The following is a 12,952-nucleotide window of genomic DNA, read 5'->3' as shown; positions in this document are numbered from 1 at the left end:
AGCCTCCGTTTATCTCTCAAGCAAAAACAGGAGACAAGGTAACCCCTGTCTCCCGGTAACAAACTTATATCTCCCGCAACTTAGTGTAGATCGCGGAAGTACTCTTTCTTCAGTAATACAGCAAGGATGGTGAAAATGACTAAAAAGCCCATCACCCACCAGCCCATAGAGCGGCGTTCAAGTTGCATTGGTTCTCCGGAATAGACCATGAAGTTAACCAGATCTAATACCGCTTTGTCATACTCATCGGAGCTCATCTCACCAGAGCCATCCGCACGAATACCTACGTAAACCTCTTTCTGCTCACCGTCAATAAGCTGAGTTTCAAACGCTTTTCTGGGTACGCCCTGCAACTCCTGCAGCACGTGTGGCATACCTACGTCCTTGAAGACCGTATTGTTGACGCCAAACGGACGACTCGGATCTTCATAGAAGCCACGCAGATAGGTATAAAGCCAATCTGCACCGCGCACACGGGCAACTAATGTCAGGTCAGGAGGGGTGGCACCGAACCACTTCGCGCCCAACTCTTCAGACATGCTGTTTTCCATCAAAGCACCAATTTTGGTGTCCTTAATGAACATCAGGTTTTCCTGCATCAACTCATTGGGGATCCCCAAATCACGCGCTACACGCTCATAACGCTGATACTGGGTTGAGTGACAGCCAGAGCAGTAGTTCATAAACAGCTTGGCACCGGTCTGCAAAGACGCTTGGTCACTCAGATCGTAATTAGCTTTATCTAGCGGCACGCTGCTACCTGCGGCAAACGCGAAGCAGGGAAGAAGCGTCATCAATACAACGATAATCCTTTTCATCGGGTCAGCCTCGCCGGTACAGGTTTAGTATTTTCATTCTTACTGTAGAACCACAGCAACACGAAGAACGCAAAGTACAGGAAAGTAAATATACGAGCGAACAATGTGTAAGTATCTGTAGCAGGCAATGCCCCAAGAATACCCAGAGCAATAAAGCTTACTGAGAACTGAGCGATGTTCAGTTTGTGGAAACCACTACGGTAGCGAATGGAGCGCACCTTACAGCGGTCCAACCAAGGTAGCAGCGCTAGAACAACGATGGCCAAGCCCATGAAAATCACCCCACCCAACTTGTGTGGGATAGCACGCAGAATGGCGTAGAACGGTGTGAAGTACCAAACTGGCGCAATATGCTCAGGCGTTTTAAGCGGGTTTGCTGCTTCAAAGTTAGGTGGCTCAAGGAAAAATCCGCCCATCTCTGGGTTAAAGAAGATCACCCAGGCAAAGAAGAACAGGAAGACACCGATACCGATCAGATCCTTCACAACAAAGTAAGGGAAGAAAGGTGCCGCATCGATAATGTCTTTCTTGCTTGTGTAGTACTCGTGGAACTTGAACTTAGGCTTGTCTTCATCAGCCACAGAGCCCTTAGGACGTTTGATATCGACGCCATCAGGGTTGTTAGAGCCTACTTCATGTAATGCAACAAGGTGCAGGAAGACAAGGACAACAAGCACCAATGGCAATGCAATCACATGCAATGCGAAGAAGCGATTCAGCGTCGCACCCGAAACCACATAGTCACCACGGATCCACAACGTCAGGTCATCGCCAATGACAGGAATAGCACCGAACAGCGAGATAATTACCTGTGCGCCCCAGTAAGACATCTGCCCCCATGGCAGCAGGTAGCCCATAAAGGCTTCCGCCATAAGCGCAAGGAAGATAAACATACCAAACAGCCACAGCAGTTCTCGGGGCTTTTGATATGAGCCGTAGATCAATCCACGGAACATGTGCAGGTAGACAACCACGAAGAAGGCTGAGGCACCGGTTGAGTGCATATATCGAAGCAGCCAGCCGTATTCTACATCACGCATGATGTATTCGATTGACGCGAATGCCCCTTCAGCAGAAGGCACATAGTTCATGGTCAACCAAATACCGGTTACAATCTGATTCACCAGCACTATCATTGCCAGTGAACCGAAGAAGTACCAGAAATTGAAATTTACAGGAGTCGGATACTGAGCAAGGTGCATGTTCCATACACGCTGCATAGGTATGCGGTATTCGATCCACTCAAGTAGATTGCGCCACATTATACGGTACCTCCATCAACACCCACCAAAATCGTGGTGTCATCTTTGAAGTGATAAGGTGGGATAACCAGGTTCAATGGCGCCGGTACGTCTTTAAATACGCGACCAGCCATATCAAACTTGGAACCGTGGCACGGACAGAAGAAGCCATAGTTCATGCCTTCTACCTGTTCACTGAAGTTACCGGGCAGGTAGGTTGGAGAGCATCCCAGGTGGGTACACAGACCGACAGCGACCAAAAGCTCAGGCTTCAAAGAACGATATTCGTTCTTGGCATAATCTGGCTGCTGGTCCACTTCACTTGAACCGGGATCTTTCAGTTTGTCTTGGTTCGCTTTCATCTCTTCCAGCACAGCATCTGTGCGACGAACCACCCAAACAGGCTTACCGCGCCACTCAACGCGAAGCAGTTGCCCCGGCTCGAGCTTACTGATGTCCACCTCAACGGGGGCACCGGCGGCTTTCGCCTTTTCGCTCGGATTCCAGGACTTAATAAAAGGGACAGCAGCGGCCACTGCTCCCACACCACCTACGACAGCTGTCGCGGCAGTTAGAAAGCGGCGACGACTGTTATCGACAGGCGCATTGCTCATCCAGTTTTCTCCCACATACCATCCGCTTTTACCTGCGGCTTTGGAGCGCGACGAGCCGTTTCTTGCCAGGTTTTTACCCGAAAGAAAACGATTCGCTACAAAAAAGAGTCAAGATTGTAAAAAAAACCCCCTGCGCTGGCAAGGAGACTCATCATACAACCCTAACCTACTTATGAAAAAAAAGCCCCGAAAAACGGGGCTTTTTTGCAAGCTTCTGGCGATCGCCAGTATATCCAAATTAACGTTTGGAGAACTGAGGACGCTTACGTGCTTTGTGAAGACCAACTTTCTTACGTTCAACGCGACGTGCGTCACGAGTAACAAAGCCAGCTTTACGCAGGTCGCCACGCAGTGACTCGTCGTACGCCATCAGTGCACGGGTGATACCGTGACGGATTGCGCCTGCTTGACCAGTGGTACCACCACCTTTAACAGTGACGTTCACATCAAGCTTCTCCAGCAATTCAGCCAGCTCTAGCGGCTGACGAACAACCATGCGAGCTGTTTCGATGCTGAAATAAGTATCCAGCGGACGGCGGTTAACAGTGATGTTGCCGCTACCAGCTTTAACGAATACGCGTGCAGTTGAGCTCTTGCGGCGGCCAGTACCGTAGTATTGATTATCTGCCATGGTCTGAACCCCCAATTATATTTCTAAAGCCTGAGGCTGTTGAGCAGCATGATTGTGCTCAGCGCCTGCGTATACTTTCAGCTTGCGGTACATTGCACGACCCAGAGGGCCTTTTGGCAACATGCCTTTAACTGCGCTTTCAATTACACGCTCTGGTGCTTTAGCGATCAGCTTTTCGAAGCTCATCTCTTTCAATCCACCAGGGAAGCCAGTGTGGCTGTAGTAGATCTTGCCCTGAGCTTTGTTACCAGTAACGTGAACTTTGTCAGCGTTTACAACGATGATGTAATCACCGGTGTCAACGTGAGGAGTATACTCTGGCTTATGCTTGCCGCGCAGACGACGAGCTACTTCAGTCGCCAAGCGACCCAGGGTTTTGCCTTCAGCGTCTACAACGAACCAGTCGCGCTTCACTGTTTCTGGCTTTGCGGAAAAAGTTTTCATTTATCCAAACCTAAAAAAATCGTTTACACCACGCCTCAATTGAATTTGAGACATTAAAGAAGCCGGCTTATATCCCTTCGAATACAAGTATTGGCCTATTTACACTGTCGTATTGACAGGTCGGAACGTGGGCAGCGCGGGATTATAGACAAACCTTGGACAAAGATCACCCACTTTCTTGGTTTGATTTGAATTTTTTCAGGGCAAATGAGCGAGCTCTAAATACTGGTGGGATTGCATTTCCAGTAATCTGCTCTGACAGCGTTTAAACTCGAACGCCAACCGCCCATCCCCATAGAGGGACTCCAAGGCAACTTCAGCCGCAAGAATCAGTTTTACATTGCGCTCATAGAACTCGTCGACCAAGGCAATAAACCTACGCGCAACGTCGTCATTGTGGCTTCCCATGGGTTTCACGCCATGTACCAGCACCGAATGAAACTCTTTGGACAGTTCGATGTAATCGAGTTGGCTTCTCGCTGTTTCGCATAGCTCGCTGAAATCAAACATCACCACACCGTCGGATAATCGACGAGTCTTTAACTGTCGATTGTTAACTTCAATCTCGGCGTCTGTTTGTCCGTGCTCCGGCGCTAACTGCGAAAAATAAGTGAGAAGATTTGATTCTGCTTCAGCATCTAACGGGTAGTGGTAGATCTCTGCCCGCTCCAACGTACGCAAACGATAATCCACGCCCGAGTCAACATTCACCACTTCGCAGTGTTGATTCAGGAGAGCAATCGCAGGAAGAAAACGGGCGCGTTGCAACCCGTTGCGATAAAGGTCATCAGGTGGAATATTGGATGTAGTAACCAGTGTCACGCCACGACTGAAAAGGCCTTTGAGCAGATGACCCAGGATCATGGCGTCGGTAATATCAGAAACAAAGAACTCATCGAGACAGATAATCTCAGCTTCTTCTGCAAGTTGCGCAGATACTGTTTCCAAAGGATCAGACACATCTGTCAACGCCTGCATCATCTGATGCACACGATGCATAAAGCGGTGAAAGTGCAGTCGGAGTTTCTTGTCCGTGGGCAAACATTCGAAGAAAGTATCAACCAAGTAGGTTTTTCCACGACCAACCCCGCCCCAAAAATACAGACCTCGTTCCGATGGTTGTGATTGCCCTCGCAATTTTTGCCACCAGCCAGGTTCTGGGCGATTGTTCATTCGTTGGTAAAGATCCTCCAGGCGATCCACGGCATGGGCTTGAGCTGCGTCGGCCATAAATCCTGCCGAATCCAAATCCTTTATATAGCGCCCACGCGGGGAATCAGACATCTACCACTTACCTTCGATGAATAATTGTTTACACTTGGCATGGTACCACGGCGTATTTCACCAAGGTATATTGTCGTTGACGGCCCTGTGCCGAGTATTTGATGGAGGCCTCGCCTAATGATTTGGTTAGTAGCAATTTTGTGTATCGCCGCGGGTTTTGTCGCTGGTTGGTTCTTTTCTCGCTCAAACGGCGACGGTGCAGGTAAAGCATCGGTTGAAAAAGCACTGGAGGCGACCCAATTTGAGTTAGAGCAGTATAAGCAAGAGGTCTCTGATCACTTTGCTGCCACTGCAGAGCTGCTGGAGCAGGCCAACGAAAACTATCGCAAACTTTGCGGACAGCTAAACGACAGCGCACACGCCCTGCTCGACGAAAAGAGCCGAGCTGAACTTCCAGAACTGGAGGCATTAACTGCGCCAGCAAAAGCACTACCTGCAGAGGGCGATGATGAGAAGCAGCAACCTCGAGATTATTCAGGTGCACCTTCAGGTCTGATCAGTGGCGCTAACAAAGAGAAACAGAAAGAAACAGCTGATTAACAATTTGTGGGGAACCCTCCCCACATCTCTCTGTCTGTTTCTGATGTATTACGTCTCAAACCGTTAGGGAGAATGAAAGCCGTATGAAACATTTGTTGTCACTTGCCTCTTTGGCCCTTTGCGCCAGTCTTATTGTGACCCCTACCGAAGCAGCCGCTTCTTTACCGCGCTCCGTTGAAGGGCAACCCGTGCCAAGTTTGGCTCCCATGCTGGAGCGCGTGACACCAGCCGTAGTCGACATTTCGGTGTCTGGCACCCAAGTGTCGAAACAACGCATTCCTGATATCTATCGCTATTTCTTCGGCGCGCCGCAAGAGCAGGTCCAGGAGCGCCCTTTCCGAGGCCTGGGTTCCGGTGTGATTATTGATGCTGATAAAGGTTACATCGTGACCAATCACCACGTTATCGACCAAGCGGACAAAATCAAAGTAACACTGCAAGATGGCCGAGAGTTGGAAGCACGTGTGATTGGCTCTGATCAGGAGTCAGATATCGCACTTCTCCAGGTTGAAGAGGATGGCCTGATTGCGCTTCCTCGCGCAGAGGCCAGCAAACTCAGAGTGGGAGATTTTGTCGTCGCCGTAGGTAATCCGTTTGGCTTAGGACAAACAGCAACGTCAGGCATCATCAGTGCACTGGGCCGCTCTAACTTAAACATTGGCCAGTACGAAAACTTTATTCAAACCGACGCGGCCATCAACTCAGGAAATTCTGGTGGTGCGCTGGTGAACCTGAATGGTGAGCTGGTAGGCATCAATACCGCTATTGTCGCGCCCAATGGTGGCAATGTGGGGATTGGCTTCGCTATCCCGATAGACATGGTAAACGACCTAGTAAACCAGTTTATTGAGTATGGTGAAGTCCGTCGCGGTGTGCTGGGGGTATCCGGTGGCGAGTTAACCCCAGACCTAGCTGAAGCCTTTGGCTATGAAACCAAACACGGTGCTTTTGTAAATCAAGTATTTGAAGGTTCAGCTGCAGAAGAAGCAGGCCTGAAAGCCGGTGACATTATCGTCAGTGTGGATGGCCAGATGATTAAGAGCTTCGGCGAGCTCAGAGCAAAGATTGCTACACGAGGCGCAGGTAGTCAGGTTAAGTTAGGTGTTATCCGTGATGGCGACCAAGTTGACTTTATGGTGACGCTGAAACAAGCCGAAGAAACTCGAGTACAAGCGCAGGTTCTACACCCTGTATTTGAAGGCGCCGTGCTCCGCAACAGTACTGATGAAGAAGATATCACCGGTGTCGTAGTTGAACAGGTTGCAGCCCGCTCACCTGCAGCACGGATAGGCTTGAAACAGGGTGATGTCATCATCGGCTTGAACAAACAAGCAACCAAAGACCTAAAAGCGCTGAGAGCATTAATTGATGAACAGCCGTCAGTGATGGCGCTGAATGTGCAAAGAGGCAATCAACGACTCTACCTGGTTGTGAGATAGCAAAGAAACCTAAAACCAGCCGCGCCTTGATGGCGCGGCCTACTCCCTTTTAATCTATTCCAGTGCTATGCTGGCAAGGTAATCAAAGGGATATTGCAGTAAATGACCGCTCGTTTGACCTCCATTACCGTTTATATTGTCAAAAGTATCTTGCTTGGCTTGGCCATTGCCGGCGTACTACTTTTGATTTCTCCAAATTTGCGGCAGCAAGGCGGCAATGGTGGCATTCTAACCAGTAATGAGCCCGCACCGCTGACCTTCAGTGATGCCGTAAGGCGTGCTGCACCTGCAGTTGTTAATGTATATACCCGAAGCCTGCGCTCTTTAACCGACTCACAACCTGCCAAATTACGTCCTCAGGGACTCGGCTCAGGTGTGTTAATGAGCAAAAAAGGCTACATCCTGACTAACTACCACGTAATTGCAGATGCCGACCAAATTATCGTCGCGCTTCAAGATGGTCGTATTTTTACCGCAGAACTTATCGGCAGCGACATCTATACCGATCTGGCGGTGTTATATATTGAGTCTGACCACCTCCCGGTGATTCCACAAAACCAAGAAGCAGTGCCTATGGTGGGTGATGTGGTGCTTGCCATTGGCAACCCCTACAACCTGGGACAAACCATCACTCAGGGCATTGTCAGTGCGACAGGCCGCAGTGGTATGGCGTCTACCAGTTATCAGGATTTCTTGCAGACAGACGCCGCTATCAATCGCGGAAACTCCGGGGGAGCATTAGTTAATAGCCTTGGCCAACTGGTAGGCATTAATACCGCAGCTTTCTACACCAGCCCTAACGTGGAAAGCCAGGGGATAAGCTTTGCCATCCCCTATCAGCTTGCCCACAAAATTATGACCAAACTGATAGCCGATGGTCGCGTTATTCGTGGTTATCTGGGTATTACCGGGCAGCAGATTAATCCTGTTCTAGCCAAGCAACTGAAGCTGGGCAGTTTAACCGGCGTCGTTATCGACAACATGGAGCCCAATGGCCCAGCGGCAAAAGGCGGCCTGTTGCCAAATGATGTGATGATCAAAATGAACAACAAAGCCGTTGAAGGTGTTCATGACGCGATGGACAGAATCGCCGAAACTCGCCCCGGCACATCAGTGAAAATCACCGTTATGCGTCGCGGTGAACTACTGGAGCTTCCCGTTACCGTGCAAGAGCCTCCAGCCCTACCTGGAACTTAGCCGTTTCCGGCCAGCGGAATCCAAGACTAAGCATAAAAAAACGCCGCGAAGGCGGCGTTTTTTTATGTTCAGAACTGAGTTATGCACTGGCTCGAACAATGGTGGCACCTAACCCATCAAATTTCTTTTCGATGGTTTCATAACCACGATCCAGATGGTAAATACGGTCAACCACGGTTTCACCATCAGCCATCAAGCCTGCTATCACCAAACAAGCTGAAGCACGCAAATCCGTTGCCATCACTTGAGCTCCGGTCAGTTTATCGGTGTGGTGGCAAATAGCAGTGTTACCTTCCAGCTCGATATCCGCGCCCATACGTCCCAACTCAGGAACATGCATAAAGCGGTTTTCAAAGATGGTTTCGGTCACTTTGCCGCTGCCTTCGGCCAAGATATTCAGCACGGTAAACTGCGCTTGCATATCTGTTGGGAAGCCTGGATGAGGAGCCGTTCTAATACTTACCGCTTTGAGCTTGCGGCCGCGCATGTCCAGGCGGATCCAGTCCTCTCCGGATGTGACATGTGCGCCCGATTCTTCTAGCTTAGCCAGTACGGGTTCCAATAATTTTGCGCTGGTTTTACGGCAAGTGACATCACCGCCAGTCACCGCAGCAGCCACCAAGAAGGTGCCCGTCTCAATGCGATCCGGCAAAACCGCATATTCACCACTGGTAAGGCGTTCTACCCCTTCAATCTCGATTTTATCGGTACCCGCGCCACGAATTTTGGCGCCAAGTGAATTCAGGAAATCCGCCAGATCAACCACTTCTGGCTCTTTCGCTGCATTCTCGATAACGGTTGTGCCATTAGCCAATACAGCGGCAGCCATCAAGTTTTCAGTGCCGGTAACACTTACCGTGTCGAGAAAGATAGTCGCACCACGCAACCCACCTTTAGGCGCGGTCGCATTGATATAGCCACCTTCAACCTCAATTTCAGCGCCCATCATCTCCAAACCATGAATATGAAGGTTGACTGGTCTTGCTCCAATCGCACATCCGCCAGGCAGGGATACGCGTGCCTTACCTGTTCTAGCCACCAATGGACCGAGCGCTAAAATCGACGCTCGCATGGTTTTCACCAGATCATAAGGAGCTTCATAGCTAGTTAGGTTTGAAGCATTGATGGCGACCTGATTGTCATCACTCCAATCAGCGTTAACACCCATTCGCTTCAGCAGCGCCAAAGTGGTATTGATGTCTCGCAGTCTAGGTACGTTGCTTATAGAAAGAGGTTCAGGGCACAGCAGGGTCGCAAACAAGATCGGCAAAGCCGCATTTTTGGCACCAGAAATAGTGACATCGCCCTTAAGTGGGCCACTTTTCTTTACAATTAATCTATCCATTACAAAAACTTATCAGGAGGGCATCATTAACTTGCGATCGCGTTGCCACTCACTCGGTGTAAACGCTTTGATAGAGACAGCGTGCATATCACCCGCCGCAATAGTGTCCATCAGCGGGCCATAAACCGTTTGCTGGCGTTTAACAGAGCGCATGCCCTCAAAACACTCGCCTACAGCAATAATTTCATAATGGCTGCCATCACTCTTCACGTACACTTCGTCAAGAGACAGCGCTTCAGTCAGCAGCGACTGAATTTTTTCGTTGTCCATTACAACCTCTTGGGTATTTAAGCAGCCTGAGCTGCTTCAATAGGAAGGATATTATTCAGGTCGGAAACTTCTACCAGCCGCATTAACTGTTCTGGCGCGTTTACAAAGTGAAGCTCGCGCCCGTGACGGCTATGGCAGACATAGAGTTCGAGCAAAAACGCCATACCAGCACTATCACAGTGGTCTAACTTCGATAAATTTACCTCAGTTACGCCATCACCGCAGCAAAGTCCCTCACGTTTCGCCCAAAGAGTGGGTACAGAGTTTCTGTCCAGTACCCCTGTTATCTGAAATTTGTTGGGGCCAAGCTTGTCGAATGTTGCACTCATGGCGCTTCCTCTTTCTCAGGCTCTTCGAAAACTATCTTAGCCTGATTTTTCTGCTCAAGCATGGCGCTGACTTCGTCCAGCCCTTTCTGCCGTATCAAACCACGAAGTTCAGCCTCTTTCTGGCTAAGCATGCTAAGGTTCTCTGCTACCATGTCATAAGCTCGCCATAACCCTGTCTTCTTGTTCCTGCGCATCTTAAAGTCGACGCTGATATCCGGTCTGCCAGGCTGCTGAATGACGGTCTTTACTGTCGCATAATTCTCATCACTCAGTTTTCCGGGTAAAAATGCCACTGTCTGGCCATTGTATTCAGTAAACAGCTGAGCGTAGGTAACAATAAGGTTGCCCTTAAATGCCTCGACGAAACGTTTTCTCTGCTCTTTAGTCGATTTTTTCAGTGAGCTCTGACCGATCACTTTGTAAGCAGCAAAACGATAATCCGCGTAAGGAATCAACTCTTCAACAACAATGGTTTTCAGATGCTCAGGATCCGCCTGAATTTTTGGTTGCTCATTATTGATGCGTCCAAAGGTTCGCTTTGCCACTTCCTGTGCTAATGCAAATGGGTCTTCTTGTTTAATAGGCTCTGCCGCGACTGCGGCAAATGCCAACAGGTAGCAGGCTACCAACAGAGATAAACGGCGAAGCAACAAAGTCATGCGGTCTCCAGTCATTAATCTTTCTGGCTATAAAGGAACTGACCTATCAAGTCTTCAAGCACAAGAGCGGACTTGGTATCAGGAATACGATCACCATCGGCGAGAAATTCACTTTCCTCATCTTCAAAGCCAGGTTGCAAACCAATGTATTGTTCACCCAACAGTCCAGAGGTGAGAATCGAAGCCGAAGTTGAATCAGTAAAACGGTTGTAATCTGCGTCCAAACGCATTTCAACCACAGGAACCCAGTCATTGGGATCCAACTCAATACTGGCGACACGACCGATAACGACACCACCGACCTTGATCGGTGCACGCACTTTTAAGCCGCCAATATTGTCAAACTTCGCAAACAGTGTGTACGAGCTGGTACTGGTACCCAGCTCAGAGGTTGCCACTTTGAGAGATAGCATTAGCAAGGCTAAGAAGCTAGCCAATACAAAGAAGCCCACCAAGATTTCTATTTTGCGCTGGTCAAAGCGTTTACGTTTCTGCATCCATTTACCCAAACATTAATGCGGTGAGAACAAAATCCAGTCCCAAAACCGCTAAAGAAGAATGAACTACGGTTTCAGTCGTTGCCCGACTGATCCCCTCAGACGTTGGTACCGCGTCATATCCCTTGAATACCGATATCCACGTCACGACAACAGCGAAAACCACACTTTTAATCATCCCGTTGCCAATATCTTCTCGCCATTCGACCGCTGAATTCATCACCGACCAAAAAGCACCACTATCAACACCCAGCCACTCCACTCCGACCAGGTAACCACCAAAAATGCCAACACTGCTGAACATTGTCGCCAACAACGGCATACTTATCACGCCGGCCCAGAACCGAGGTGCAACGATACGTTTCAACGGGTCAACAGCCATCATCTCGAGGCTGGTAAGCTGCTCAGTGGCTTTCATCAAACCGATTTCAGCAGTCATCGCCGAACCCGCACGTCCAGCAAACAATAGCGCGGTAACAACAGGACCAAGTTCTCTAAGCAAAGCCAGAGCCACCATTGGGCCGATACTCTCTTCAGCACTGTAGTCCACCAGCACATTATAGGCCTGTAGCCCCAAAACCATGCCGATGAACAAACCTGATACCAACACGATCAGCATCGACAATACACCCGACACATAGATCTGCTTGATCAGTAGCGGTATGCCTCGACGAATAGAGAATCGGCCTATAATCACGGAGCCGAGGATCATAGTTGCCCTTCCCGCTCCAGCCAGGCTATCCAATGCGCTGACGCCTATCTGGCGGATCTTTTCAATCACTGAGGATCGACTCCTTTTAGATCTTCGGCAAAACTTGCCGCTGGGTAATGGAAAGGAACCGGTCCGTCATGGTTTCCTTTCAAAAACTGTTGTACCAGAGGGGAATCCGATTGAGCGACAATCTCTGGGGTTCCCTCTCCAATCACTTTCTTGTCAGCAATGATGTAAACATAATCAGCGATACTCATAACTTCCGGCACATCGTGAGTCACGACTATAGAGGTCATATTCAATGCATCGTTCAACTGCTTGATCAATTTAACCAGGATCCCAAGCGAGATTGGGTCCTGACCAGCGAACGGCTCATCGTACATCATCAAATCCGGGTCCAGTGCAATCGCTCTCGCTAACGCAGCGCGCCTTGCCATGCCGCCTGATAATTCACTCGGAGCCAAGTCTCTGGCACCTCGCAATCCAACAGCCTCTAATTTCATTAACACAATGGAACGAATCAATTCCTCAGGCAGGGCAGTATGTTCGCGAATTGGAAAAGCGACATTGTCAAAAACATCCAGCTCAGTGAACAAAGCGCCGCTCTGGAACAACATGCTCATGCGCTTACGGGCTTCATAAAGCCGATGACGATTCATTGATGGAATATCTTCCCCATCAAACAGAACCTCGCCCTGCTCAGGCTTTAATTGCCCACCGATGAGTCGCAGCAAGGTCGTTTTACCGATACCGCTGGGCCCCATAATGGCCACCACCTTTCCTCTCGGAATAGTGAGGTTCAGGTCCTTATAAATGTATCGTTGACCACGGCGAAACGTGAGATTGCGAATGTCGACGACGTTATCTTTTGGCATGTTCCATAACCTTAACCGACGAGCTCCTGTCAGCGGACTACGAGTATCCCTGATGGC

At 49.4% G+C, this 12,952-nt stretch carries 16 protein-coding genes; 3 read left to right on the top strand and 13 right to left on the bottom strand.

Annotated elements, in window-relative coordinates; translation table 11 throughout:
* Positions 1-80 precede the first annotated feature (80 nt).
* From ABEA14_RS16780 to zapE, 6 genes are all read right to left on the bottom strand, one after another.
* Complete coding sequence (locus ABEA14_RS16780; protein WP_345341591.1) at positions 81-818, bottom strand: cytochrome c1; 738 nt, start codon at positions 816-818, stop codon at positions 81-83.
* A complete protein-coding gene (locus ABEA14_RS16775) occupies positions 815-2,080 on the bottom strand; it encodes a cytochrome b (protein ID WP_345341590.1) in 1,266 nt (421 codons plus the stop codon). The genes ABEA14_RS16780 and ABEA14_RS16775 overlap by 4 nt, the downstream gene beginning before the upstream one ends.
* The gene (gene petA / locus ABEA14_RS16770; RefSeq protein ID WP_345341589.1) at positions 2,080-2,673 is read right to left on the bottom strand and encodes a ubiquinol-cytochrome c reductase iron-sulfur subunit; all 594 of its coding nucleotides are present in this window, start codon (positions 2,671-2,673) and stop codon (positions 2,080-2,082) included. The genes ABEA14_RS16775 and petA overlap by 1 nt, the downstream gene beginning before the upstream one ends.
* 238 nt (positions 2,674-2,911) lie before the next feature.
* On the bottom strand, positions 2,912-3,304 hold the full coding sequence (rpsI, locus tag ABEA14_RS16765; RefSeq protein ID WP_345341588.1) for a 30S ribosomal protein S9: 393 nt from the start codon (positions 3,302-3,304) through the stop codon (positions 2,912-2,914).
* A 15-nt stretch (positions 3,305-3,319) separates the two neighbouring features.
* A complete protein-coding gene (gene rplM / locus ABEA14_RS16760; RefSeq protein ID WP_345341587.1) occupies positions 3,320-3,748 on the bottom strand; it encodes a 50S ribosomal protein L13 in 429 nt (142 codons plus the stop codon).
* 198 nt (positions 3,749-3,946) lie between these two features.
* Positions 3,947-5,032, bottom strand: a complete 1,086-nt coding sequence (gene zapE, locus ABEA14_RS16755; protein ID WP_345341586.1) for a cell division protein ZapE — start codon at positions 5,030-5,032, stop codon at positions 3,947-3,949.
* Between the two features lie 117 nt (positions 5,033-5,149).
* Here zapE and ABEA14_RS16750 point away from each other — a divergent pair, with 117 nt between their 5' ends.
* The 3 genes from ABEA14_RS16750 to degS all read left to right on the top strand — a co-directional run bounded on the left by ABEA14_RS16750 (position 5,150) and on the right by degS (position 8,208).
* On the top strand, positions 5,150-5,572 hold the full coding sequence (locus ABEA14_RS16750; protein WP_345341584.1) for a Z-ring associated ZapG family protein: 423 nt from the start codon (positions 5,150-5,152) through the stop codon (positions 5,570-5,572).
* A gap of 83 nt (positions 5,573-5,655) precedes the next feature.
* Positions 5,656-7,011, top strand: coding sequence for a DegQ family serine endoprotease (locus tag ABEA14_RS16745; RefSeq protein ID WP_345341583.1), 1,356 nt, complete (start codon positions 5,656-5,658; stop codon positions 7,009-7,011).
* Between the two features lie 102 nt (positions 7,012-7,113).
* Positions 7,114-8,208 carry an outer membrane-stress sensor serine endopeptidase DegS gene (degS, locus tag ABEA14_RS16740; RefSeq protein ID WP_345341582.1) on the top strand — a complete coding sequence of 365 codons (1,095 nt, stop codon included), beginning with the start codon at positions 7,114-7,116 and terminating at the stop codon, positions 8,206-8,208.
* Positions 8,209-8,287: 79 nt separating this feature from the next.
* Here the strand turns inward: degS and murA are convergent, their stop codons facing one another.
* From murA to mlaF, 7 genes are read right to left on the bottom strand one after another with little or no spacing between them, the layout of a single operon-like run.
* Positions 8,288-9,553, bottom strand: coding sequence for a UDP-N-acetylglucosamine 1-carboxyvinyltransferase (gene murA / locus ABEA14_RS16735; protein ID WP_345341581.1), 1,266 nt, complete (start codon positions 9,551-9,553; stop codon positions 8,288-8,290).
* Between the two features lie 12 nt (positions 9,554-9,565).
* Positions 9,566-9,823, bottom strand: coding sequence for a BolA family iron metabolism protein IbaG (gene ibaG / locus ABEA14_RS16730; protein ID WP_345341580.1), 258 nt, complete (start codon positions 9,821-9,823; stop codon positions 9,566-9,568).
* 17 nt (positions 9,824-9,840) lie between these two features.
* Positions 9,841-10,152, bottom strand: a complete 312-nt coding sequence (locus ABEA14_RS16725) for an STAS domain-containing protein (protein ID WP_345341579.1) — start codon at positions 10,150-10,152, stop codon at positions 9,841-9,843.
* The gene (locus ABEA14_RS16720) at positions 10,149-10,811 is read right to left on the bottom strand and encodes an MlaC/ttg2D family ABC transporter substrate-binding protein (RefSeq protein WP_345341578.1); all 663 of its coding nucleotides are present in this window, start codon (positions 10,809-10,811) and stop codon (positions 10,149-10,151) included. The genes ABEA14_RS16725 and ABEA14_RS16720 overlap by 4 nt, the downstream gene beginning before the upstream one ends.
* A gap of 14 nt (positions 10,812-10,825) precedes the next feature.
* Positions 10,826-11,308 (bottom strand): outer membrane lipid asymmetry maintenance protein MlaD, encoded by a 483-nt coding sequence (mlaD, locus tag ABEA14_RS16715; protein WP_345341577.1) that lies wholly within the window; start codon positions 11,306-11,308, stop codon positions 10,826-10,828.
* Positions 11,309-11,312: 4 nt separating this feature from the next.
* Positions 11,313-12,089: a lipid asymmetry maintenance ABC transporter permease subunit MlaE gene (gene mlaE, locus ABEA14_RS16710; RefSeq protein WP_377776253.1), complete on the bottom strand. Its 777-nt coding sequence runs from the start codon at positions 12,087-12,089 to the stop codon at positions 11,313-11,315.
* Positions 12,086-12,895 (bottom strand): phospholipid ABC transporter ATP-binding protein MlaF, encoded by an 810-nt coding sequence (mlaF, locus tag ABEA14_RS16705; RefSeq protein ID WP_345341576.1) that lies wholly within the window; start codon positions 12,893-12,895, stop codon positions 12,086-12,088. The genes mlaE and mlaF overlap by 4 nt, the downstream gene beginning before the upstream one ends.
* Positions 12,896-12,952 lie beyond the last annotated feature (57 nt).

This window comes from Corallincola platygyrae, from assembly GCF_039544265.1.
Lineage (GTDB): Bacteria > Pseudomonadota > Gammaproteobacteria > Enterobacterales > Neiellaceae > Corallincola > Corallincola platygyrae.
The sequence above is the reverse complement of the archived record's forward strand: the minus strand, read 5'-3'. Positions and strand labels throughout refer to the sequence as shown.

Excerpts from the sequence above, each read along its gene's own strand:
- ABEA14_RS16780 (WP_345341591.1), bottom strand. The coding sequence starts at position 818 with ATGAAAAGGATTATCGTTGTATTGATGACGCTTCTTCCCTGCTTCGCG.
- ABEA14_RS16775 (WP_345341590.1), bottom strand. The coding sequence starts at position 2,080 with ATGTGGCGCAATCTACTTGAGTGGATCGAATACCGCATACCTATGCAG.
- petA (WP_345341589.1), bottom strand. The coding sequence starts at position 2,673 with ATGAGCAATGCGCCTGTCGATAACAGTCGTCGCCGCTTTCTAACTGCC.
- rpsI (WP_345341588.1), bottom strand. The coding sequence starts at position 3,304 with ATGGCAGATAATCAATACTACGGTACTGGCCGCCGCAAGAGCTCAACT.
- rplM (WP_345341587.1), bottom strand. The coding sequence starts at position 3,748 with ATGAAAACTTTTTCCGCAAAGCCAGAAACAGTGAAGCGCGACTGGTTC.
- zapE (WP_345341586.1), bottom strand. The coding sequence starts at position 5,032 with ATGTCTGATTCCCCGCGTGGGCGCTATATAAAGGATTTGGATTCGGCA.
- ABEA14_RS16750 (WP_345341584.1), top strand. The coding sequence starts at position 5,150 with ATGATTTGGTTAGTAGCAATTTTGTGTATCGCCGCGGGTTTTGTCGCT.
- ABEA14_RS16745 (WP_345341583.1), top strand. The coding sequence starts at position 5,656 with ATGAAACATTTGTTGTCACTTGCCTCTTTGGCCCTTTGCGCCAGTCTT.
- degS (WP_345341582.1), top strand. The coding sequence starts at position 7,114 with ATGACCGCTCGTTTGACCTCCATTACCGTTTATATTGTCAAAAGTATC.
- murA (WP_345341581.1), bottom strand. The coding sequence starts at position 9,553 with ATGGATAGATTAATTGTAAAGAAAAGTGGCCCACTTAAGGGCGATGTC.
- ibaG (WP_345341580.1), bottom strand. The coding sequence starts at position 9,823 with ATGGACAACGAAAAAATTCAGTCGCTGCTGACTGAAGCGCTGTCTCTT.
- ABEA14_RS16725 (WP_345341579.1), bottom strand. The coding sequence starts at position 10,152 with ATGAGTGCAACATTCGACAAGCTTGGCCCCAACAAATTTCAGATAACA.
- ABEA14_RS16720 (WP_345341578.1), bottom strand. The coding sequence starts at position 10,811 with ATGACTTTGTTGCTTCGCCGTTTATCTCTGTTGGTAGCCTGCTACCTG.
- mlaD (WP_345341577.1), bottom strand. The coding sequence starts at position 11,308 with ATGCAGAAACGTAAACGCTTTGACCAGCGCAAAATAGAAATCTTGGTG.
- mlaF (WP_345341576.1), bottom strand. The coding sequence starts at position 12,895 with ATGCCAAAAGATAACGTCGTCGACATTCGCAATCTCACGTTTCGCCGT.